The sequence below is a fragment of the Xenorhabdus lircayensis genome, assembly GCF_016306625.1.
GTDB lineage: Bacteria > Pseudomonadota > Gammaproteobacteria > Enterobacterales > Enterobacteriaceae > Xenorhabdus > Xenorhabdus lircayensis.
This window is the reverse complement of the sequence record NZ_JACOII010000016.1, coordinates 36,096-60,050: the sequence shown is the minus strand read 5'-3', so window position 1 is coordinate 60,050 and position 23,955 is coordinate 36,096. Positions and strand designations below refer to the sequence as shown.

At 43.1% G+C, this 23,955-nt stretch carries 21 protein-coding genes and 4 tRNA genes; 3 read left to right on the top strand and 22 right to left on the bottom strand.

Annotated features, from left to right (window positions below):
- The coding region (locus tag H8A87_RS02465) for an IS1 family transposase (RefSeq protein ID WP_232370036.1) at nt 1–105 on the top strand (105 nt) is incomplete at its 5' end.
- Between the two features lie 848 nt (nt 106–953).
- On the opposite strand, the gene rplS is transcribed toward H8A87_RS02465, so the two are convergent.
- From rplS to ffh, 5 genes are all read right to left on the bottom strand, one after another.
- Complete coding sequence (rplS, locus tag H8A87_RS02460; RefSeq protein ID WP_198688422.1) at nt 954–1,307, bottom strand: 50S ribosomal protein L19; 354 nt, start codon at nt 1,305–1,307, stop codon at nt 954–956.
- 76 nt (nt 1,308–1,383) lie between these two features.
- The gene (trmD, locus tag H8A87_RS02455) at nt 1,384–2,124 is read right to left on the bottom strand and encodes a tRNA (guanosine(37)-N1)-methyltransferase TrmD (RefSeq protein ID WP_198688421.1); all 741 of its coding nucleotides are present in this window, start codon (nt 2,122–2,124) and stop codon (nt 1,384–1,386) included.
- A gap of 37 nt (nt 2,125–2,161) precedes the next feature.
- A complete protein-coding gene (rimM, locus tag H8A87_RS02450; RefSeq protein ID WP_198688420.1) occupies nt 2,162–2,710 on the bottom strand; it encodes a ribosome maturation factor RimM in 549 nt (182 codons plus the stop codon).
- An 18-nt stretch (nt 2,711–2,728) separates the two neighbouring features.
- Complete coding sequence (gene rpsP, locus H8A87_RS02445; protein WP_198688419.1) at nt 2,729–2,977, bottom strand: 30S ribosomal protein S16; 249 nt, start codon at nt 2,975–2,977, stop codon at nt 2,729–2,731.
- A gap of 137 nt (nt 2,978–3,114) precedes the next feature.
- A complete protein-coding gene (gene ffh / locus H8A87_RS02440; protein ID WP_198688418.1) occupies nt 3,115–4,476 on the bottom strand; it encodes a signal recognition particle protein in 1,362 nt (453 codons plus the stop codon).
- 233 nt (nt 4,477–4,709) lie between these two features.
- On the opposite strand from ffh, the gene H8A87_RS02435 reads away from it, so the two are divergent.
- Both H8A87_RS02435 and H8A87_RS02430 read left to right on the top strand, forming a co-directional pair.
- Nucleotides 4,710–5,501, top strand: a complete 792-nt coding sequence (locus H8A87_RS02435; RefSeq protein WP_198688417.1) for a cytochrome C assembly family protein — start codon at nt 4,710–4,712, stop codon at nt 5,499–5,501.
- A 54-nt stretch (nt 5,502–5,555) separates the two neighbouring features.
- On the top strand, nt 5,556–6,851 hold the full coding sequence (locus tag H8A87_RS02430; RefSeq protein ID WP_198688416.1) for an HlyC/CorC family transporter: 1,296 nt from the start codon (nt 5,556–5,558) through the stop codon (nt 6,849–6,851).
- 179 nt (nt 6,852–7,030) lie between these two features.
- Here the strand turns inward: H8A87_RS02430 and luxS are convergent, their stop codons facing one another.
- The 17 genes from luxS to frsA form a co-directional block, all read right to left on the bottom strand.
- Complete coding sequence (gene luxS / locus H8A87_RS02425) at nt 7,031–7,546, bottom strand: S-ribosylhomocysteine lyase (RefSeq protein WP_198688415.1); 516 nt, start codon at nt 7,544–7,546, stop codon at nt 7,031–7,033.
- 162 nt (nt 7,547–7,708) lie between these two features.
- The gene (gene gshA, locus H8A87_RS02420; protein ID WP_198688414.1) at nt 7,709–9,268 is read right to left on the bottom strand and encodes a glutamate--cysteine ligase; all 1,560 of its coding nucleotides are present in this window, start codon (nt 9,266–9,268) and stop codon (nt 7,709–7,711) included.
- Nucleotides 9,269–9,463: 195 nt separating this feature from the next.
- Nucleotides 9,464–9,540, bottom strand: a tRNA-Arg gene (locus H8A87_RS02415).
- A gap of 88 nt (nt 9,541–9,628) precedes the next feature.
- A tRNA-Arg gene (locus H8A87_RS02410) sits at nt 9,629–9,705 on the bottom strand.
- 85 nt (nt 9,706–9,790) lie between these two features.
- A tRNA-Arg gene (locus H8A87_RS02405) sits at nt 9,791–9,867 on the bottom strand.
- 10 nt (nt 9,868–9,877) lie between these two features.
- A tRNA-Ser gene (locus tag H8A87_RS02400) sits at nt 9,878–9,970 on the bottom strand.
- Nucleotides 9,971–10,412: 442 nt separating this feature from the next.
- Entirely contained in the window at nt 10,413–10,598 is a 186-nt protein-coding gene (gene csrA, locus H8A87_RS02395; RefSeq protein WP_010845367.1) for a carbon storage regulator CsrA, read from the bottom strand.
- 247 nt (nt 10,599–10,845) lie between these two features.
- The gene (alaS, locus tag H8A87_RS02390; RefSeq protein ID WP_198688413.1) at nt 10,846–13,473 is read right to left on the bottom strand and encodes an alanine--tRNA ligase; all 2,628 of its coding nucleotides are present in this window, start codon (nt 13,471–13,473) and stop codon (nt 10,846–10,848) included.
- Between the two features lie 323 nt (nt 13,474–13,796).
- Complete coding sequence (gene recA / locus H8A87_RS02385; protein ID WP_198688412.1) at nt 13,797–14,873, bottom strand: recombinase RecA; 1,077 nt, start codon at nt 14,871–14,873, stop codon at nt 13,797–13,799.
- Between the two features lie 105 nt (nt 14,874–14,978).
- Nucleotides 14,979–15,482, bottom strand: coding sequence for a nicotinamide-nucleotide amidase (gene pncC / locus H8A87_RS02380; protein ID WP_198688411.1), 504 nt, complete (start codon nt 15,480–15,482; stop codon nt 14,979–14,981).
- 25 nt (nt 15,483–15,507) lie between these two features.
- On the bottom strand, nt 15,508–16,704 hold the full coding sequence (gene lplT, locus H8A87_RS02375; RefSeq protein ID WP_198688410.1) for a lysophospholipid transporter LplT: 1,197 nt from the start codon (nt 16,702–16,704) through the stop codon (nt 15,508–15,510).
- A gap of 4 nt (nt 16,705–16,708) precedes the next feature.
- On the bottom strand, nt 16,709–18,856 hold the full coding sequence (aas, locus tag H8A87_RS02370; protein ID WP_198688409.1) for a bifunctional acyl-ACP--phospholipid O-acyltransferase/long-chain-fatty-acid--ACP ligase: 2,148 nt from the start codon (nt 18,854–18,856) through the stop codon (nt 16,709–16,711).
- Nucleotides 18,857–19,001: 145 nt separating this feature from the next.
- Nucleotides 19,002–19,517: a shikimate kinase AroL gene (gene aroL / locus H8A87_RS02365; protein WP_198688408.1), complete on the bottom strand. Its 516-nt coding sequence runs from the start codon at nt 19,515–19,517 to the stop codon at nt 19,002–19,004.
- Between the two features lie 165 nt (nt 19,518–19,682).
- Nucleotides 19,683–20,936 carry a glutamate-5-semialdehyde dehydrogenase gene (proA, locus tag H8A87_RS02360; RefSeq protein ID WP_198688407.1) on the bottom strand — a complete coding sequence of 418 codons (1,254 nt, stop codon included), beginning with the start codon at nt 20,934–20,936 and terminating at the stop codon, nt 19,683–19,685.
- A 36-nt stretch (nt 20,937–20,972) separates the two neighbouring features.
- A complete protein-coding gene (proB, locus tag H8A87_RS02355) occupies nt 20,973–22,076 on the bottom strand; it encodes a glutamate 5-kinase (RefSeq protein WP_198688425.1) in 1,104 nt (367 codons plus the stop codon).
- Between the two features lie 147 nt (nt 22,077–22,223).
- Nucleotides 22,224–22,625, bottom strand: coding sequence for a sigma factor-binding protein Crl (crl, locus tag H8A87_RS02350; RefSeq protein WP_198688406.1), 402 nt, complete (start codon nt 22,623–22,625; stop codon nt 22,224–22,226).
- Nucleotides 22,626–22,696: 71 nt separating this feature from the next.
- On the bottom strand, nt 22,697–23,944 hold the full coding sequence (frsA, locus tag H8A87_RS02345; RefSeq protein WP_198688405.1) for an esterase FrsA: 1,248 nt from the start codon (nt 23,942–23,944) through the stop codon (nt 22,697–22,699).
- Nucleotides 23,945–23,955: the final 11 nt, after the last annotated feature.

Genomic DNA, 23,955 nt, shown 5'->3' with positions numbered 1-23,955 from the left:
AGAAAAACCCTCGGTTATTCAAAGTCGGCGGAAATGCACGATAAAGTGATAGGAACTTTTATTGAACGTGAACATTATTTTCAACACCAAGATCTAACCATTTAATACATGACCCTTTTTAATGCCTGTTCTTTCATTAAGGTAACGGTATATTCAGGCGAGCCTTTTAATTTTTTACTGTCATTAGAATCTACAAGATAAGAAACTACGGTCACTTTATCATTGTTGCTGTTAATGAAGGTTCTGTATATACCGTAGACAATCGCACGCTTAACCAGATTTTCTTTTACATCGGGTAGATCTTCATTATAAGCAGAAGGAGATAGCCTTATTTTTAGTGGAGTTTCTCTAATCAACTCAAAGGAATTATTTTCTGGATAGTAATATCCAAAGTCTTCAATTGCGGCAGCAATAGACGGATAAATTCTTTTATCGCCAGTACATGGAGGCTACTCATCTTTATCATTATCACTGTGTGACTCTTCGTCTGTGGGTTCTGTCGAGGCAGTGGATTGTTGAGGCGTGTTTTGTTTTGGGGAAAATAGTTCAGCAGCCGTTATGATGGAGGCTAAGAATACTACTAGATAGACTAAGGAGGATACTTTCCTGTTCGACATTAATACTGCTTTGGGTTTCGCCAACCCAATGATGAATGCTAGAAAAGATATAATCGCTACTAAAAACAAAAAATCTTCCATTACTATTCTCTTATGTTGTCATGGTTTAGATATGTTTAAATTTTGAACTCCCGAATATCCTATCTGATAGTTTAACCTTGATAAATGAGAAAGCCCCTCGAAAATCGAAGGGCTTCTGCTAAAGGTTTCAGTTATAAAGTGGATATAATGTGGATGAAGCATTAAAAAATCCCTTTTTAATCAAGTCATTATATTGTAAAAAAGGCCAGCATTTGCTGGCCTTAAACGATAACTTTCGGATGTAGCGAAAGCGTATTATTTTGCGTTCAGACGCTCTTTAATACGAGCCGCCTTACCAGAACGCTCACGCAGGTAGTACAGTTTAGCTCTGCGAACAGCACCACGACGTTTAATGTTGATACTGTCTACGACTGGGGAGTGAGTCTGGAATACACGCTCAACGCCTTCGCCGTTAGAAATCTTACGAACAGTGAATGCAGAGTGCAGACCGCGGTTACGAATCGCAATAACCACGCCCTCGAATGTCTGCAGACGCTTTTTAGAACCTTCAACGACCCATACCTTAACTTCCAAGGTGTCACCCGGACGGAACGAAGGTACGTCTTGCTTCATCTGCTCTTGTTCAAGTTGTTTAATAATGTTGCTCATAATAACTCTCTTACCCTAGGTAAACTGATATATCAAAGACATTCCTTCACAGGACCTGTCTGGATTAATTCGTTGCCTAATCTTGATATTCACGTTGGAATTCAGACAGCAACATCCTTTGCTCGTCAGTCAGAGCTAGGCTTTCTAGAAGTTCGGGCCTTCTTAACCAAGTTCGGCCAAGCGATTGTTTCATTCGCCAGCGATTAATTTCAGCATGATTTCCTGACAGCAAAACTGGGGGAACTTCCATGCCATCTAACACTTCAGGACGAGTATAGTGCGGACAATCCAACAATCCATCAGCGAATGAGTCTTCTTCTGCCGACGCTTGATGCCCCAAAACCCCCGGAATAAACCGAGAGATCGAGTCAATCATTGTCATTGCAGGAAGCTCTCCCCCGCTAAGAACGTAATCACCGATAGACCATTCTTCGTCAATTTCGGTTTGGATGACTCGCTCATCAATACCTTCATAACGACCGCAAACCAGAATTAATTTCTCATTCGCTGCCAGTTCACAAACTCCCTGTTGATCGAGTTTGCGCCCCTGAGGTGAAAGATAAATCACCTTTGCACCAACACCCGCCGAAGCTTTAGCTGCATGGATGGCTTCCCGTAATGGTTGCACCATCATCAGCATGCCTGGACCACCGCCATAAGGGCGATCATCAACAGTACGATGCCGGTCGTAGGTAAAATCCCGCGGACTCCAGCATTCGATACTCAACAGGCCATTCTTTACTGCCCGACCAGTTACCCCGTAATCGGTTATTGCGCGGAACATTTCAGGAAACAGGCTAATAACCCCAATCCACATACTGCGTCCCACTCATTTAAACCGTATTTACCGGAGATTAAAAACCAGGATCCCAATCTACCTCAATCGTTTTGGTAGCGAGATCGACTTTCTTGATAACCTGCCCATCAAGAAACGGAACCAACCGCTCCTTGACACCGAATGCATCTTTCAGATTTGCTTTTATTACCATCACATCGTTAGAACCCGTTTCCATCATGTCATGTATGGCTCCAAGGTTGTAACCTGCGGTGTTAATTACTCGGCAGCCAATAAGATCTTTCCAGTAATAATCACCTGCTCCCAGCTCCGGCAATTGGCTAGAATCCACCACTATTTCATAGTTAGTAAATAAATTCGCAGCATCCCGATCATCAATATCTTTGATTTTGACGATAATATCTTGGTTGTGGTATTTCCACGCATCCAGCTCAACGTGTTGCCACTGGCCTGAACGTTGAATAAACCACGGTTGATATTCAAAAATGTCTTCGGTGTGTTCGGTGGAAGAAAAAACTCTGAGCCAACCACGAATGCCATACGCTGAACCCAATTTTCCCAATACGATCTGCTCAACAGGGTGCGCCAGGCCAGATTGTTTGCTCATTGTTACCACCGTGACAGATTAAGCTACTTTTTTAGCGTCTTTGATCAGTGCAGCAACACGATCAGACACAGATGCACCCAGACCAACCCAATGTTCGATACGGTCCAGATCTAAACGCAGAGCTTCTGCATTTCCTGAAGCGATTGGGTTGAAGAAACCAACACGCTCAATAAAGCGACCATCACGCGCATTGCGGCTATCGGTCACGACTACTTGGTAGAACGGACGCTTTTTTGCGCCGCCACGAGCTAAACGAATTGTTACCATAACATCCTCATTAGTTAGCAAAACAACCAGACTCCATCGAGGAACGGAGTCCGGCTGTCCATTTAAAAGCCCGAAAATTTTACTCACTTTGGCGCAAAAAGCAATCCAAAGAACATTTTCTTTCGCGACTTTGTTGATTATCGCCCCATAAATCCCGGTGGCAGCATGCCTTTCATGCCTTTCATCATTTTCGCCAAACCACCTTTCTTCATTTTTTTCATCATACGCTGCATTTCATCAAACTGTTTCAGTAATCGGTTGACATCTTGCACCTGTGTACCCGATCCCATCGCAATACGACGCTTACGGGAGCCTTTGATGATTTCTGGTTTTTCACGCTCTTTACGGGTCATGGAATTAATGATGGATTCCATTTTAACCAGAATCTTGTCATCCATTTGAGATTTGACAGCATCAGGAATCTGCGACATTCCCGGCATTTTACTCAACATGCTGGTCATGCCACCCATGTTACGCATTTGTTTGAGCTGATCGAGGAAATCGCTTAGATCAAAACCATCACCTTTTTTCAGTTTCGACGCCAGTTTTTCCGCCTGGGTACGATCAACCTTGCTTTCAATCTCTTCGATCAGTGAAAGCATGTCTCCCATGCCCAGAATACGAGATGCAATGCGATCTGGATGAAAAGGTTCCAATGCATCTGTTTTTTCGCCAACACCAAGGAATTTGATTGGCTTACCCGTAATATGCCGGATGGAAAGCGCCGCACCACCACGAGCATCACCATCCACTTTAGTCAGGACAACACCTGTCAATGGCAATGCTTCATTAAATGCTTTTGCTGTATTTGCCGCATCTTGACCTGTCATCGCATCAACAACAAACAGAGTTTCGACAGGCTTGATAGCTGCATGAACCGCTTTAATTTCATCCATCATGGCTTCATCGACATGCAAACGACCTGCGGTATCGACTAATAGCACATCATAGAATTTCAACTTAGCATGCTGGATAGCCTTGTTGACAATATCAACCGGCTTTTCCTGTGGATCTGAAGGGAAAAAATCAACTCCGACAGTTTCAGACAGGGTTTCAAGCTGTTTGATCGCCGCTGGTCGATAAACGTCAGCAGAAACGACCAATACTTTTTTCTTGTTTTTTTCTTTCAGCAGTTTACCTAATTTGGCAACACTGGTTGTTTTACCTGCACCTTGCAAACCGGCCATCAGAACAACAGCAGGAGGCTGTGCGGAAAGGTTCAGTTCACTGTTAACCTCTCCCATCGCTTTAACCAATTCATTCTGAACGATTTTGACGAATTCCTGCCCAGGAGTCAGACTTTTGTTAACCTCATACCCCACTGCGCTCTCTTTGACTCGTGAAATAAAATCACGCACGACAGGTAATGCAACATCCGCTTCGAGCAAAGCCATACGAACTTCGCGTAGCGTATCTTTAATATTATCTTCAGTCAGCCGCCCGCGGCCGCTGATATTGCGCAGTGTGCGCGATAGTCTGTCAGTTAAATTATCAAACATTGTCTCAGCTCAGATATCTACAAGTGGGTCTACCTGTAAGGCAAATTTTGCGAATTATAACACGATGATCATGTGATCTCTGCAAAGAGATTCCCAAGTATGATTAACAACGGTTGGAGGCTACCCCCTGCTAGCGGTATACTTAAATTTTAAATTCAATCCATGCCCTTCATCTTTCAAGCTATAGCTTGAAAGATGAAGGGCATAACACTATTGCGAAAACGATAAACGTTATGCTGGTATTTTCAACTATTGCTTTACTTGCTTATCTCATTAGCCTGACGCTCGTCGTTCCAGGTTTACTACGCCAACAAAACAGCTATCAAAAATTGGCCCTTTTTTTCGCAATTGTGGCGTTAGTCAATCATGCGATTGCATTAAAATATCAAGTATTTCATGTCAGCAGTGGTCAAAACCTTACTTTATTGAATTTAGGTTCAATCGTCAGTTTGCTCATGTGCATCATCATGACGGTCGTGGCTTTCCGCGGGCGTGCATGGTTTCTACTACCGATTGTTTATAGCTTTGCCATGATAAATTTGATACTGGTCAGCATGATGCCAGGAGAATTCATTACGCATCTTGAAGATAGTATCGAATTATTCATTCATATTGGGCTAGCATTACTTGGCTATTCCACCTTACTCATTGCAGCGCTTTATGCATTGCAACTTGGCTGGTTGGATTACCAGCTTAAAAAGAAAAAACTCTCCTTTACCTCTGGCATGCCTCCATTGATGACAATTGAGCGTAAAATGTTTCACATTACCCAAGTCGGTGTAATTTTACTAACATTGACGCTATGCTCAGGCATCATGTATATGGAGGATGTTTTCAGTAAAGAAAATATTCATAAGTCCGTTTTATCTATCATTGCATGGTTTGTCTACGTTATTTTGCTTTGGGGGCACTATCATGAAGGGTGGCGTGGCAAGCGCGTTATTTGGTTCAATCTGATTGGCGCGTTTATTCTGACACTCGCTTTTTTCGGTAGCAGGCTGTTACAGGAAATTATGATTTATTAAGGGTTCAAAGGACACCGTAGCCAGTTTGTATAAACATTAGGAAGGAATTCTGTTTTGGAGCAAGTCTCAACAGGCACATTGATTATAATTCTTGTTGTCATGGTTATCGTTTCTGCCTATTTCTCGGCCTCAGAAACTAGCATGATGACAATCAACCGTTATCGCTTACGCCATTTGGCTAAACAAGGGAGTAATCCCGCACGGAGAGTAGAGTCTCTGCTGCGTCACCCAGACAGACTCATCAGCCTTATCCTTATTGGCAATAATCTCGTCAATATTCTGGCGTCTTCTCTTGCTACTATCGTAGGCATGCGCCTTTATGGTGATGTCGGTGTTGCTATTGCAACGGGCATACTCACTTTCGTGATTCTTATTTTCTCTGAAGTGATGCCAAAAACCATTGCAGCGCTTCACCCAGAAAGGGTGGCTTTTCCAAGTAGTTTCCTGCTACGCCCACTAGAAAAAATCATGCTGCCACTTGTTTGGGCATTTAATAGAATCAGTTTACTGTTTATGCGCTGTCTGGGCATCAAAACCTCTAACATCCGCAATGATGCAGTAAGTAAAGACGAACTGCGTACAATCGTAAATGAGTCAAACACCAATCTATCGCGTCGCAATCAAGACATGCTGATCTCAATATTGGATCTTGAGAAAGTTACCGTTGGCGACATCATGGTGCCTCGTAATGAGATTGTCGGCATTGACATCAACAATGATTGGAAATCTGTTATCAGGCAATTGACACATTCTCCACATGGACGAATTGTGCTTTATCGAGACTCCCTTGATGATGCAATTGGTATGCTACGAGTACGTGAAGCCTATCGGTTGATGATGGAAAAAAAAGAGTTCACAAAAAGAAATTTGATCAAAGCAGCAGATAAAATCTACTTTATTCCTGTCAGTACTCCACTAAATATCCAACTTATTAACTTCCAGCGCAACAAGCAGAAAGTGGGTTTGATCGTTGACGAATATGGGGATATTCAAGGTCTCGTGACTGTCGAAGATATTTTGGAAGAAATTGTCGGCGATTTTACCACATCCATGTCCCCTACTCTGGCAGAAGAAGCTCTTCCTCAAAGCGATGGCACCGTTCTGGTTGATGGTACCGCCAATATCCGTGAGTTAAATAAAGCTTTCGATTGGGCACTGCCTGAAGATGGTCCAAGAACAATGAATGGAATGATTCTGGAAGAATTAGGTGAAATTCCTGAATTGAACGTTCAAGTCCAGATTAATGAATATAATTTTGAGGTTCTTTCGGTACACGATAATGTTATCAAGCAGGTCCGTGTAACGCCAATAGCCCAAAAAACAAAGCAAAAAATAAAATCCAGTGATTAATTTTATTTTTTGGGAATTTATTTTTCGGAAATAAATAGTAGGGTTAGCAAAAAACAAGCTAACCCTAATCCTGTCAATATAAGGTAGGCCTGATCGCCGTTTGACAAGAAATTTACGGCCAGAACAAAATGACTGCCAAGACATCATATCGTTTATACGATCTCCGCCTAACAAACAGGCTACACTTGAAGTTCAACAAGTTTTTCTTCAGGCAGTGCCAATTCATCATTCTGATTAACACGAACATCTGCATCAATAATATGACGAGCAATATCTTGAGCTTCTTTTAGTGAGTGCATTTCATAAGTACCACACTGATAAATGTTCAGTTCTGGGATCTGAGTCTGATCTTGAACTTTCAGTACATCTGACATTGCAGCTTTCCAAGCTTCAGCCACTATCAGCTCTGCTGGTGCACCAATCAAGCTCATATAAAAACCAGTACGGCATCCCATCGGAGAGATATCGATAATTTCAATACCATCACCGTTCAAATGATTACGCATAAAACCTGCAAACAGATGCTCAAGTGTGTGAATACCCTTTTCTGGCATCACTTCTTGATTGGGAACGCAAAAACGTAAATCAAATACTGTGATGGTATCACCATGAGGCGTTTTCATCGTCTTAGCAACTCTAACAGCAGGCGCAGCCATGCGAGTATGGTCAACTGTAAAGCTATCCAATAAAGGCATAATCCTACCTCCTAAGGCATCAGATTTTTTACGAAAATTTTTTCAGATAGATGAAACCTTTTCATTTGCGGTGGGTCATAAGGTATGAAGACGCGCAAATTGTTATCATCCTTATTCTCTAAGATATTTTATTCGGCCACCACTGGTGGCCATTTTCTTTTTTTAATACCCAGCATGAATTTTTAGATAATCTTCAAAATTCATGCTATCTTGCTGCTCAAGACTGCATTGCAGTGATACAGAAGCATCACGTTCAACAGAAAGACTTTCATCATTCAAGATTGAGTAAGGTTCTTCAATCAATTCCTGATAGTACTTATTTGCCAGTTCCAATCCAAAACCAACTATCCCCTGAGCTTTCATCTTACCCAGTACACGCGCTGAAAACGTTAATGATGGATCTTCGAACATAGTAACCAATTCTTTGCACACTGACTGATACTGAGTTCCTGAACAGGAATCCAAGACTTCAGCAACCCGCTCTAAGTCCATGAATAGTTCCTGACCCACGATTTTAAGGGGTTGTTGCTCAATGCCATAGCCAATGCCAATATTCAGCTCTGGTTTGCGCCCTTCCAAAATGACTTTATTCCAGTTTTGACGACAGCATTCAAGCTCCTCACTTCCCATTTCAGGGGCGTCAGCCAAAGCACACCATATCAAGAATAGGTCAAGAAAACGAATCTGAGTCTCATCAACGCCAATAGGAGAGAAAGGATTAATATCCAAAGAACGGACTTCAATGTACTCTACACCACCTCTCAACAACGCATCCGAAGGCGATTCACCCTCTTTAGTTACGCGTTTGGGACGTATCGGTGCATACAACTCGTTTTCAATTTGCAAAACATTAGTATTGAGTTGTAGGTACTTATCCTCTTTTTTGATGCCAATCGCCGCAAAATCTACAGACGGTTTATGAATCGCTTTCTTAAGCCCTTCTACATACGTATGGAGATTATTAAAAGTGATATTCAGATCACTTTGAGACTTGTTGGTGTACCCTAAGTCACTCATCCTCAACGAAGTCGCATAAGGCAAGTAACAAGTTCCTTTTTCAGTTTCTTCGAAGGATAATGCTGTATTTCGCCCACCTAAGAATGAGGAACAAATCGCTGGTGATGCACCAAATAAATAAGGGATCACCCAACCAAAACGGTAATAATTGCGGATCAGGCGAAGATAGCCATCTGAAATCTGTTCTTTTCCAGTTTCTGCATCTTTAACACCTAACCGCGCCTGCCAAAAACTGATTGGCAAAGAAAAATTATAATGTACACCTGAAATCGTCTGCATCAGTGCGCCGTAACGGTTCTTTAATCCCTCACGATACAAGGTCTTAAAGCGTCCCACATTAGACGTACCATATTGCGCCAGAGTGATGTTTTCCTCCCCGTCAATAAAACATGGCATGCTCAAAGGCCACATTTTTTCATTGTCCAGATTCCGGGCGGTATAACGATGTAAATCTTTAAGGAAATCCATGGTTCTGTCTATGTTGCTATCAACAGGGGTAATAAACTCCAATAGAGATTCAGCAAAATCAGTTGTAATCCATTTATGCGTTAAAGAAGCACCAAGTGATTCTGGATGCTTAGTCTTAGCTAAATGACCTTCTGGAGTAACACGCAATGTTTCACGTTCAATGCCGCGACAAATACCATCTAACACAGTAGGATTTGCCTCTAACCATGACAATGCTTTTGATACGTCCGGGATCAATTTGACCTCCCGTGGAGTTTTAAAAGATTATTACTAAGAGTTTACTTTATATGAAACAAGGCAAGTTGTCGCTGATTAGATAGGAGGGATGACATACCAATGGTCAATTTACGACCAGTCAATGGTAAAGTAAATATTATGGTTAAAAGGGAATAAAACGAAAAACCCCTACCTTGTTAGGGTAGGGGTTTAAAATGGTGCATCCAGGAGGATTCGAACCTCCGACCGCTCGGTTCGTAGCCGAGTACTCTATCCAGCTGAGCTATGGATGCATTATTAGTTTTCTATTTCTGGTCAGACGCCATCTAATTGTCTTATCCCCAGAATTTAAACATCATGATGAAATCACAATGTTGAATATGGTGCATCCAGGAGGATTCGAACCTCCGACCGCTCGGTTCGTAGCCGAGTACTCTATCCAGCTGAGCTATGGATGCGTTGTCAGTTTACTACTTCTGTTCAGGCGCTGCTAATTGCCTAAATTTACAGAATTAATACACCTAAAATTCCCGGTGCTTAAAATGGTGCATCCAGGAGGATTCGAACCTCCGACCGCTCGGTTCGTAGCCGAGTACTCTATCCAGCTGAGCTATGGATGCATTATTTAAATGGCGGTGAGGGAGGGATTCGAACCCTCGATGCAGCTCTTAACCACATACTCCCTTAGCAGGGGAGCGCCTTCAGCCTCTCGGCCACCTCACCTTACGCTTTAAAACTTACGACTTAGAATTTTTCACTTCATATCCTTCTAAGCTTCACTTCTGATTCTTACCCAGAAGCTTTTCTTTAGGCTCTTCGTCGCTGCGATGGCGCACATATTACTTTCCCTGCCTGATAAGTCAAACAATTTTTCGCAACTTTTTTTCACTTGAACACTTAGCACTCAAAATGATTGGTTTAACAACTAAAGGGCTGTTTTATCAACAGTGAAATCATCTAAGCACAGATAAAATTTATAAAAATGATTATTCATCGCTATGGCCTTATGAACGATGCTTTTTCAACAGATAGAAAATAAAAAGACGTGAGAGAATAGAATTAGAGTAAAAAGAAAGGGTAAAACCAACTAAGCTTACAAAACAGGACAAAACGTGAAGTAGAGTAGCGCCCAAGTCTTAAAAAAAGCATGGACGCCATTCTGGAATTAAAAAGTTGTAGGTTGAGACTTCTCTGCCTGAATCCGTTGATAAATTTCTTCACGGTGAACAGAAACTTCCTTGGGCGCATTTACACCAATGCGAACTTGGTTGCCTTTAACTCCCAGTACTGTGACTGTTACCTCATCGCCTATCATGAGTGTTTCACCAACTCGACGAGTCAGAATAAGCATTCTTTGCTCCTTGAAAATTTAAAAGAGTCGGGTCTCTAGGTTTCCCCGCTATTATCCATCAAACACCGTGAAAACGTAAAGCAATGATATCTACTTAAAGTATAAGCAGTTTTGAACACATTTCCTATATCTATAGGATAGCTAAAATATAAGTATGTGCCCAACATTTCAACAATTTCACAACAAAAAACATTCGGCACCATAAAAAAATGTTTTCATGATGCCATTGCTGTCACGGCAATACCAACTATAACCGCAATATTACCCACTCTTCTACACTAGCCAATGCGGAAGGAAGAGCTACTACATCCGTCCCACCAGCCTGAGCCAGATCAGGACGTCCTCCTCCTTTACCTCCAACTTGCTGGGCAACAAAAGAGATTAAATCGCCTGCTTTTATTCTAGCAGTCAAATCCTTCGTTATACCAACAATTAGGCTGACTTTATCACCAGTCACTGTAGAAAGCACAATAATTGCTGATCCCAATTGATTTTTCAGATCATCAACCATCGTTCTGAGCATTTTCGGTTCAATATCACCTAATTGAGTAACCAGTAAACGAACACCTTGGATTTCTTTAGCCTGATTCGCCAAAGAGGAGCTTTCCTGAGCTGCCTGCTGAGATTTTAACTGTTGCAACTCTTTTTCCAACTGTTTCGTTCTATCCAGTGTCGTTTTCACTTTCTCATTCAGACTACTGATATCACTTTTCACCAGATGAGCAATATCTTGCAATAGATCGGTCTGCTGATAGATAGAATTCAGCGCAGTTTGCCCCGTAATAGCTTCGATACGGCGAATGCCTGCTGCTGTGCCTGACTCACTGGATATACGGAACAACCCAATATCACCAGTACGACTCGCATGCGTACCACCACATAGTTCGGTAGAAAAGCCACCCATGCTCAATACACGCACTTTTTTATCATACTTCTCGCCAAACAGTGCCATGGCACCTTTAGCTTTTGCTTCTTCCAGCTCCATCAATTCTGTAACAACTGGTGAGTTTTTGCGAATTTCTGCATTCACAAAACTTTCTACCTGACGGATCTGTTCTGGCTTCATCGCCTCAAAGTGAGAAAAATCAAAACGCAGATACTTGTCACTTACCAAAGAACCTTTCTGGGCAACGTGATCTCCCAGAGTTTGACGTAATGCCGCATGTAACAAATGAGTCGCAGAGTGATTCAAACGGATAGCATCTCTGCGTACCACATCAATTTCAGCATTGACTGTATGATTAATACTCAAACTACCACTTGTCAATTTACCAATATGACCAATTGCCTGAGCATATTTTTGTGTATCAATGACTTCAAACACACCATCGCCACTCGACAATTTACCTGTATCACCAACTTGTCCACCGGATTCAGCATAGAAAGCGGTTTTATCAAGTATAACGATTGCTTCTTCACCAGCGTGAATTTGCTCAACAGCTTCGGCATTCCGGAAGATAGCGGTAACAGTAGCCTGCTGTGAATGATGTTCATAGCCACAAAAATCACTACGTCCGTCAACTTTGATCAATTCATTGTAATCTGTACCAAAACCACTGGATTCACGGGCACGGCGACGCTGGTTTTCCATCGCCACATCAAAACTGACTTCATCGACTTTGATATTGCGTTCACGGCAAACATCCGCAGTCAGGTCAACCGGGAAGCCATAGGTGTCATACAAACGGAAGGCTGTTTCACCGTCGAGGGTATCACCAGATAATTTAGTCAGTTCCTCATCCAGCAACAGCAAACCACGTTCCAGAGTACGGGCAAACTGCTCTTCTTCAGTTTTCAATACCTGCTCAACCAAAGACTGCTGCTGTTTCAACTCTTCACCGGCAGAGCCCATGACTTCAATCAATGGAGCAACCAGTTTATAGAAGAAAGCCTCTTTCGCGCCCAGCATGTTGCCATGACGAACGGCACGGCGAATGATACGGCGAAGTACGTATCCACGGTTTTCATTAGATGGAATGACGCCATCACAAATCAAGAATGCACATGCACGGATGTGGTCTGCAACAACACGCAGAGATTTATTGGTGAGATCAGCTGCCCCTGTCACTTCAGCAACCGAAGCAATCAAATTTTGGAATAAGTCAATCTCGTAGTTGGAGTTGACGTGCTGCAATACTGCGGTAATACGTTCCAGCCCCATGCCAGTATCAACAGAAGGTTTTGGCAGTGGCTCCATAGTGCCATCAGCATGGCGGTTGAATTGCATAAAAACGATGTTCCAAATTTCAATATATCTGTCACCGTCTTCTTCTGGGCTGCCTGGAGTCCCTCCCCAAATGTGCTCACCGTGGTCGTAGAAAATCTCCGTACAAGGGCCACAAGGACCGGTATCACCCATTTGCCAGAAGTTATCTGACGCATAAGGAGCACCTTTGTTATCACCAATACGAATAATTCTTTCTGTTGGAACGCCGACTTCTTTATGCCAGATATCATAGGCTTCATCATCTGTCTCATAGACAGTAACCCACAGTTTTTCTTTTGGCAGATTAAACCACTCTTCGCCGGTCAATAGCTCCCATGCGTATTTGATTGCATCTTGTTTAAAATAATCGCCAAAACTGAAGTTACCCAACATTTCAAAAAAAGTGTGATGACGGGCTGTATAACCCACATTTTCTAAATCGTTATGCTTACCACCAGCCCGAACGCAGCGCTGAGCCGTTGTTGCTCTAGAATAAGGCTTTTTATCCAATCCTAGAAAGACATCTTTGAACTGGTTCATCCCTGCGTTAGTGAACAACAATGTTGGATCATTGGTTGGTACCAACGAACTGCTTGGTACTATCTGGTGCCCTTTAGTATGAAAAAAGTCAAGAAACGCTTGACGGATCTCAGCGGTGCTTTTGCTCATAATTGTCCCGAAATCAAGCTGAAAAAACAGATTTATGAATGGTTGAATGGCATATCGCATCACCATTTCAACTCACGAATAAATTAAAATAGGGCTAAGATAGAATGTCTTCCATAAGAAGTAAAATCCCATATAAATCCATTCGCTTTTCAGCATTGTAATTCGTCTAGGCATTTTCTGAAAGTCTGTTCGTTAAGCCAGTTTCGATACACATGTTTCAAGCATGTTTATTCCCCCATAAAAGCAAAAACCACACCCAATATGGATGTGGTTTTTATGTTTCTGTGTATTACAGCAGAGTGAGGAGTGAGAATGAAAAGTAATTAGAACTCTTCGTTATTCACTTCTTCACCGTTGTCTTCATAATCAGCTACATAGTCGGAAGCTGCGCTCTTGAAGTCTCCGGTATTATGCAACAGCAAATCGCGAAGTTTCTTATCTAACTCGGCTGCAGTTTCTGGATGTTCTTTCAGATAAATAGTGGCATTAGCTTTACCTTGCCCAATTTTATCACCGTTGTAGCTATACCATGCACCGGCTTTTTCCACCATTTTGTGTTTAACACCCAAATCGACCAATTCACCAAAAGTGTTAATACCTTCACCATAAAGAATTTGGAATTCAGCCTGTTTAAACGGTGCTGCGACTTTGTTCTTGACTACTTTCACTCGAGTTTCGCTACCAACAACTTCATCGCCATTTTTCACCGAGCCAGTACGGCGAATATCCAAACGTACAGATGCGTAGAATTTCAGTGCATTACCGCCTGTCGTGGTTTCAGGGTTACCAAACATCACACCAATTTTCATACGGATCTGGTTGATGAAGATCAGCAGGGTATTCGAGTTTTTCAAGTTACCCGCCAGCTTACGCATGGCCTGACTCATCATACGCGCTGCCAGCCCCATATGAGAATCGCCGATTTCACCTTCAATTTCTGCTTTTGGTGTTAGTGCAGCAACGGAGTCAACGATAATAACGTCAACAGCACCAGAACGTGATAAGGCATCACATATTTCCAGCGCTTGCTCGCCTGTATCAGGCTGAGAACACAACAGATTATCAATATCTACACCCAGTTTTTTGGCATAAACCGGATCAAGGGCATGTTCGGCATCAATAAAAGCACAAGTTCTGCCTTCGCGCTGGGCAGCAGCAATCACTTGCAATGTCAGCGTTGTTTTACCAGAAGATTCAGGCCCGTATATTTCAACGATACGCCCCATTGGCAAGCCACCTGCACCCAATGCAATATCCAGTGACAGGGAACCGGTAGAGATGGTTTCAACATCCATTGAGCGGTTTTCACCCAAACGCATAATGGAACCTTTACCAAATTGTTTCTCAATTTGGCCCAGCGCTGCTGCTAGTGCTTTTTGTTTATTTTCATCGTTAGCCATGTTTACTCCTTCGCAAGCAATGAAGGGGCTGCCCCACTGCTGATAAACTGTTTCTGATACCAAAATGCTGGAATTAATTATACTGTATAATCATACAGCATCAAGCTAATTTTTTATGATTTCTTCCAATAGTGTTTTTAAAGAAAAAATGACGGCCTGTAGACGCACGGCATTGCGATCACCCGCAAAATATTGGCGGTATGTCACAGTCTGTATGCTTCCATCAACATGAAAGGCAAACCCGAACCAAACAGTGCCAATTGGTTTTTCCTCACTACCACCATCTGGCCCAGCAATGCCACTAACAGCAACAGCAAAATTCGCTTTGGCGACTTTTAATGCTCCTGCTGCCATCTCTTTTACAACCTGTTCGCTTACCGCACCAAACTGCGCCAACGACGCCAGCGAGACACCCAGCATTTCATGTTTAGCATCATTACTGTATGTCACGAAACCGCGATTAAAATAGGCCGAACTTCCCACAATATCTGTGATCATTTTGGCAATCCAGCCCCCTGTGCAGGATTCTGCACAGGTCACGGATAATTTTTTCTGTTTTAATCTCTTTCCCAGTTCAATACTAAGCTGATTCAGGATTTTTTCATCCATAACAAGCCTTCAATTCTATAAGAAATTAATTTTTCCGAAGCAGATCCCAAATCCATAGCCCCCCAATTGCCAGAGAGAGCAAAATACCAAAACCAATGCCGACAGCAACTGCCGATGCGCCCAGCATTATGGAAATAAGGTACAGCCCCAACATCACCAACATGGCACTGTTCTCGCCAAGGTTTTGCACCGCAACAGCTTTACCGGCACCCATCGTATGTTTTCCATGCTCTTGTAATAGCGCATTTAATGGAACAACAAAAAGTCCACCAAATACCCCGAGGACAACCAAAATTAAATAGGAAAGCCATATCGATTGCTGAGTGGCAAAAAGAATAACCATGATGCCAATTAAGATGCCCGCAGGCATACAACGGCGAACCGTCTTCAAGGTAATAAACCGTGCAGCCAGACCTGCTCCAACAATGATACCAATCGCGACGACTGCATTCATTAATGTAGGTGTCGTATTTCCCTCAATCCCCAGCACGATAGGAACCCAAGCGACCAGCAGGAAGCGCAATGTGATACCTGCACCCCAAAATAGGCTGGTGCCTACCAGTGAAAATCGTGTTTCCTGATTACGCCAAAGTGAGGCACAAACCGCCATGAAATCCACCATCATCTTTTTGGGATTCCAACCTTTTTCCTGACGTGCAGCAGCCAAACGAGGAATATAGAAATTGACCATAATTGCCACACCATACAACGAGGCACAAAGCCCTAATGCCAGTATCAGGCTGACGTCAGAAAGGAAGCCGCCAACAACTGAACCAATCAGGATAGCAGCAATGGTCGATGCTTCCATTATACCATTAGCTTTTACCAAACTCCCACCATCAGTCAATTCTCCCAGAATGCCATATTTAGCAGGAGAATAGGCAGCTGCACCAATTCCCACCAAGGTGTACCCCAAAAACGGGTTCATATCGATGCAGATACTGATGGCTCCAAGCAATTTGACGCCATTAGAAAAGAGCATGACGCGCCCTTTTGAAAACCGATCAGCAATTTGCCCCACAAAGGGGGCAAGTACAATATAGGTCAGTACGAAAACAATTTGCAGGGCTGGCAGACTCCATCCAGGGTAAACCTCAGCCTTCAATTGAGCTAAAATGGCAAAAAACAGCGCATTGTCAGCAAAAGCAGTGAGAAATTGCGATAGCAATACTGCCTTCATTCCCCGATTTAACAGAGGTTGTGTCTCCACAGTGCTATTCATTTTCTTACTCCTGTTCGGCCATTTTTCTTAGTGTGACAAAATCCGGTTTGCCACTGCCAAGCAAAGGTAATTGCTTCACATAACGAATATCACGAGGAACCGCCAGCTCAGGCATTCCCATTTCACGGGCTACTCCCAGCATTGTATTTCTACTCAGATTAGCATCGGTCGTGAACAGTACCAGCGCTTCGCCTTTACTGTGATCGCTCTTGGCTGTTGCTGCATGCAGTGCGTCAGTAGAAACACGTGATGCTATTTGCTCTACGGCTTCGAGAGAAACCATTTCCCCCGCCAATTTGGCAAAACGCTTTACACGCCCTTTGATCGCACAGAAACCCTCTTCATCAATAGAGACGATATCTCCGGTATCATACCAGCCGATTTGGTTATTCCCTTCTGCATCTTCTGCTGATGGGGGCTCCAGACGATCAGGTGCTTCGACACGCAGATAGCCTTTCATGATATTCGGCCCACGTAACTGTAAACGGCCTCCTTCTTCAATGCCCTGCACAGGCAGCAAACGAGCTTCCATACCCGGTAAAATCCGCCCAACCGTTCCTATTTTTGCTGCCATTGGTACGTTGATAGCCACAACAGGTGCACACTCTGTCACTCCATAGCCTTCCAGAATGCGGATACCAAATTTATCCTGCCAAACGCGTTTAGTGTTTTCTGACAGCTTTTCTGCACCAGCCACAACATAACGCAGGCGGGCAAAATCATAAGGATGTGCAAAACTGGCATAATTGCCCAAGAAAGTCGAAGTTCCGAACAAAACGGTACAGTTGCGATCATATACTAGCTCAGGCACAACACGATAGTGCAGTGGGCTTGGATAGAGGAATACACGACTGCCTGTCATTAACGGAGTGAATAAACCAACTGTCAGGCCAAAGGCATGAAACAGTGGCAAGGAGGACATAAAGCGATCCTGCGGGGTAAAATCAGCAATCGTTTTTATCTGCTCAACATTCGCCAATAAGCTGGTATGGCTGTGAACAACTCCCTTCGGCGCACCTTCTGAACCTGACGTAAACAGGATCAGAGCATCATCATCCGGCTTTTGCGAAGTCATGATAGCTTTGGAAGGGAAAACCAAATGCCACAGTATCCAAAACTTATCTTCCCGAGTAATCGTGTCTTTCAAATCCTCAAGATATACCCAATTGGCCTCTGTCACCTGTTCTGGCAAGTGGGTTAATTGCCCTTTCTCCAGAAATTGGCGAGATGTCACAATAGTTTTGATTGTCGCAGCCCGCATGGCATTCTTAATTCCACTGCTTCCTGCCGTATAGTTCAGCAGAGCAGGCACACGACCTTTCAACGAAGCGCCATATACGGCAGCAACCATCACGGTCGCATTCGGCAACAGCAAACCAATCCGTTCACCTTCTTTCGTAAAACGTTCTAAAATCCGGCTCACGCCTAATATTTTTTTCAGCAATGAATGATAGCTGTCTTCCTTGAAGTTCACATCCTCAATGCAAGGTTTGAAACGGCCAAAGCGCTTTTTCGCAGTAAGGTAGGCGCTAAACAATGTTTCTTTTGGACGTGTCTGCATTCTCACATCCATCATGATGGCATGGAGATGCTCCCCTGCTAAACGACGACGTGTCGTTGAGTTAGGGGCATCCGGCATTGGCAGATCGACGGCGGGTAAAATTTTGATGGTGATTTTCGGGAACCAATGCAGTTTCATAATTCCTTTCAATCGTCCAAAAATAGTCTGTTCCGCACCATCAATACGGATTGGAACCACCTTTGCACCTGATTTTGCTGCGATAAATGCAGCACCATCATAGATTTTCATGAGAGAGCCAGTCATGGTGATCCGCCCTTCTGGGAAAATCACGATCGGACGCCCTTTGTCCACTTCTTTAACCAGCGTCCTGACTGCCATCGGGTTGGTTGGGTCTAGAGGTACAACATCCGCATAAGACTTAATGAATTTGAGAAAACCGCGAGTCGCAATACTAGAATAGATAGCGAATACAGGCTTTACCGGCAAGAATAATCCAATTAGGAGACCATCCAGAAACGAAATATGATTGGGTGTAATAATGCATTTAGGGTGTTTGAGCTGCTTATCATCACCTTCTACTGTGACCCTAAAGAGTACACGAACAAGTAACCGAATAAATTTTAAGAGCATATCCATATCTCAAATATAATTAAATAAAATTAAAGTGAGTAAGTAGAATGATACTATAAGTTGTATAAGCACTCTGATATATAAGATTTCCCCCGTTAGATAAGAAATAAACTCAAAATACCTTAATATATCAAATTATTTTATTTTACTGGTTTAAAATGTAAGATTTAACACTAGAAACGATATCTTCTGTTGCAAAGCTAGCATCAACAATGAAATCAGCACACCCACGGTATAATGGTTCCCTTTCAACCAATATCCCTTCAATTTCTTCTATGATGGACTTTCCTGTCAGGCTGGGGCGCTGTGAGTTTTCTGGATTGAGAGATAGCCGCTTGATTAGAACTTCTGCGGATGCCTGTAAATAAATCACAATACCATTCTGTTGCATATAATGACGATTTTCCGGAGACAGAACCATTCCCCCGCCAGTGGAAATAACGCGTTCATGCTGGCTAACCGTTCTCAGCATTTTGCTTTCCAATTTCCTGAAATATTCCCAACCATGTTGTTCAACAAGATCAGCAATAGTCATTTCACTGGAGATTTGAATACTTTCATCAGTGTCAACAAATTTGTACGATAATGTTTCAGCCAACAACTTACCTATTGTCGTCTTCCCTGCACCTCGTGCGCCTACGATAAATAGAGTTTGTTTCATTTCGCTGTCTTCCTGAAGGATATATAAAATAAGATTAAACATAAAGTATAGTAACTAAATATTTACACCTGTGTAAAAAAATATTTTTCATTGAACAAAAAGTCACACTTAATTTTAAGTGTGACTCGACATAATTCAACGAATTCTAATTAAAACGGAATATTATTAGCGGCGGGGCAAATAATTGCCATAACCAACCCATTTATACGTTGTCAATGCATCAAGTCCCATTGGGCCTCTGGAGTGTAATTTCTGAGTACTGACAGCCACTTCAGCCCCTAAACCAAACTGACCACCATCAGTAAAACGAGTGCTTGCATTCACATATACGGCGGCAGAATCCACATGACGCACAAAATAATCAGCCTGCTGCAAAGACTCCGTTAGGATCGCATCAGAATGGGCAGTGCCATAAGTGCGGATATGATCAATAGCTTGATCGATATCTCTGACAATATCTACACTCATATCCAGTGATAGCCATTCATCACAGTAATCTTCTTCTGCTACTTCGACGACTGTTGCTGGGCCATCTTTCAGTAATACCATCGCTGATGAGCTTGCATGCAGTGTTACCCCCTGTTCTTTCATTCTGGTACTCAAGACTGGCAGGAAATCAGCTGCAATTTTCTCATGTACTAACAAGGTTTCCAGTGAATTACAGGCACTTGGACGCTGAACTTTCGCATTAGTGATGACTTCCAATGCTTTTTCAACATTGATATGTTCATCTACAAACGTGTGACAAACACCAATACCCCCGGTAATCACCGGAATAGTAGATTGTTCACGGCACAACTTATGTAACCCTGCGCCACCTCGAGGGATCAACATATCAACATAGCGATCCATTTTCAGCAGTTCAGCCACCAATTCGCGATCGGGCTTATTGATAGCCTGAACCGCAGAGGCAGATAAACCGCTTTGCTCCAGTGCCTGCTGAATGACTTTAACCATAGCCTGATTGGTATGGTGAGTCTCTTTACCACCGCGCAGTATTACCGCATTCCCGGTTTTCAGGCACAGCGACGCCACATCAATAGTGACATTGGGGCGGGCTTCATAAATCACGCCAATAACTCCCAGAGGGACCCGGCGGCGACTCAATTGCAAACCATTATCCAATAGTTGCCCATCCATGACTTGCCCAACAGGATCAGCCAAACGGCAGACCTGACGCACATCATTAGCTATGGCATTCAACCGCTCAGGAGTCAGCAATAACCGATCAAGCAGTGCTTCACTCATCCCCTGTTCACAAGCCTGATCCATATCTTGCTGATTAGCAGCAAGGATCACTTCAATTTCTGTTTCCAACAAATCAGCAATGTGATTCAACGCCTGATTTTTCTGGCTGGTACTCAATTGCGCCAACTGCCATGATGCTGCTTTGGCCGCTTTTCCCATCTGCTCTAGCATGGTGGAATCCTTAACTCACGATTAATTTACGATCAATTAATTTACGATCAAATCGTCACGGTGAACCGCAACGGCGCCATATTCATAACCCAGTATCTGGCTGATTTGCTGTGAATGATGGCCTGCAATCAGACGTAAGGCATCGCTATTGTAACGACAAACACCATGAGCCAAATCCTTGCCAGATAAGCTACGGATGCGGATGACTTCACCACGGGAAAAATCACCTTTAACGTTTTTGATCCCTTTTGGCAACAACGAGCTGCCTTTTTCAAGAATGGCCGCTTCTGCACCATGATCGACAATGATTTCCCCAGCTGGAGGAGCACCAAAGATCCAGCGCTTGCGATTTTCCATTGGACTAGCCAAGCCATGAAAACGCGTGCCAACCGATTTTCCTTCAATGACATCGGCAATAACGTCCGGCTTATTACCAGCAGCGATAATAACATCAATTCCTGCACGCCCCGCGATACCCGCAGCCTGAAGTTTTGTCGCCATACCTCCTGTACCCAAACCTGAAACACTGTCCCCTGCCATCATTTTTATTTCATCGCTGATGTCATGCACTTCAGAGATCAATTTAGCATCAGGATTATTACGGGGATCAGCAGTATAAAGTCCTTCGATATCTGTCAGGAGCAATAATTTATCTGCACTGCCCAAAATAGCAGCTAACGCAGAAAGGTTATCATTGTCACCCACTTTTATCTCTGCTGTCGCAACAGCATCATTTTCATTAATAATGGGAACAATGTGGTTATCGAGCAACGCCTGAAGTGTATCCCTTGCATTCAAGAAACGTTCACGATCTTCCAAATCTGCACGGGTCAGCAACATTTGCCCGACATGGATACCATAAATCGAGAAAAGCTGCTCCCATAATTGAATCAGGCGGCTTTGTCCGACGGCTGCCAGCAACTGTTTTGAAGCAATCGTAGCAGGAAGGTCGGGATACCCTAAATGCTCACGCCCAGCCGCAATCGCACCAGAAGTCACAATAATGATGCGGTGTCCCTTTTTATGCTGTTGAGCACACTGGCGAACCAATTCCACAATGTGGGCACGATTCAAACGACGAGAGCCACCGGTCAATACACTCGTCCCCAGTTTCACAACCAATGTTTGGCTGCCATTCATCATATTTCTGCCATTACAATTAATTTAAAAAAACAATACGTTTAAGAAAACCATCAGTTAAAAAAATAGTATTTAGTTTTAACAGGAGAGAAGCGTTATGCCAACTGACATAACGCAAGATTTAAAAAAAGCAGGTTTAAAGCAAACTCATGCCATAACTTGAGTCTGAAGGGCGATAGTATTTTCAGATGGAGTCAACGTCAATTTGAGAGTATCAAAAGAATCGGCCAAACGTTTGTGAAATGTCTGCAAGGTTGATTCAAGATGCTCACGGTCAGCCTTTTTCTTGATACTCATAGCGCGCCATTCACCATTTTTATCAAATAAACCTATCTGATAGTTATAAACAAAGCCCTGTTCCTGTACTTCTAATTCTAGCCACCATCCCCAGAATTCGCGTTTTTCTGGCGCCACTTTTGCACTGACGCAAACCGCTAAACAATCAAAGAAAAAATAACCATTTTGGCATTTTAATTCACGTACATACGGTCCTAATGCAGAAAAACTCTTTAACAACTTATTTATAGAATAACTTGCGGGTAAAGTCATACAAAGGCCTCCTTATATACAGAACACCTTTGTATCAAATGATTAAAAAATATCAAGTAATAAATTTAATTTTATAATACTTTATCTTTCAACCATACACTTATTTGATGTAATGCTTTATTGAAACCACTATAAACTGATGTAGCAGGAATAGCCTTTAATGAACCATCCATTGACGACATGGCAATCAATTTAGAGTCTTTCCTTGGGCTGAAAATATCGTCTTCCCAATACACCGAAAGCATGGGTACAGTACAGCGGCGCCCCAGCAAGCCTTGGTTTTTCAGCGAGTAACAACTCAGTTCTGAACGTAATCTCTCTTCATCAACGTGATAAAGACCCAAACGGCTAGCCAGTACATCGATATACATTGACGGGATTTTCTGCTGTAGTTTTTCATCATGCAGCAATTCATGAACGATCGGCCCGATCACCGATATACCTTTAATAAGCTTTGGTTCCAGATAGGCAAGGCGAACAGCGATATTTGCACCAAAACGAAAACCAAATACACCTATACGGGTATGATCAATCCACGGTATGCCGTCCAGTTGTTGCAGAACTTGTTGATGAAGAGCGCAAGTATCCTGCGTCAATGTAAATTTGGAAGAATAACCAACAGAAGGCATATCCACCGTTAGCATTGCAAAACCGAGGGGAGAGAAATGTTCGCGGAATAACCGCCAACAATCACTCTGAACATTATCCAGGCTGGCACAGACTAATATCGTTGGACAAGGCCCCTGAACATGAGAAGGAAGATGCAGTAACCCAGTAACACTTTTCCCCCCTTCCAACTGAAATTCCAATTTTTTCAATTTATAGTCAGAAAAATTCGCGGCATTTTCATAAGCTTTATTGGCCAGTGCAATGGCCTGATCTGCCAGCTCGTCACCGCGTAAATGAGGATAAGCCGCAATACTGTATCGCGTTGCAGCCTTTAACCAATATGCTCCGGCTTTCTCGGTCTCTTCAGCAAGCAATGCTTCCTGTTGCCAGTGCATTGCCTGCTGAGACCACTCAAATGCCCAGTTCCCTTTACGATAGCCGACCACAGTGTCTAACAAATTGTCAGCACTGCGCTCGGCATCTGTCACGGCAATCCGGCTGAGAACATCTTGAATTTCCAGCGGATTTATCCCCCTCCAGATCCAAGCGAGCCAATTAATCATTCGGTACCAACGCTCGCGGCGCTCCCCACCAAGCATACTATCACTGGCAGTTATAGACTGTGGGCGAATGTATCTTACCAATGTAGAGGTTTCCCGCTGTTTAAACCGAGGCTTAAACAGCGATTCTGAAAGGTTTTGTTTAGTCATGACAAAAGAAA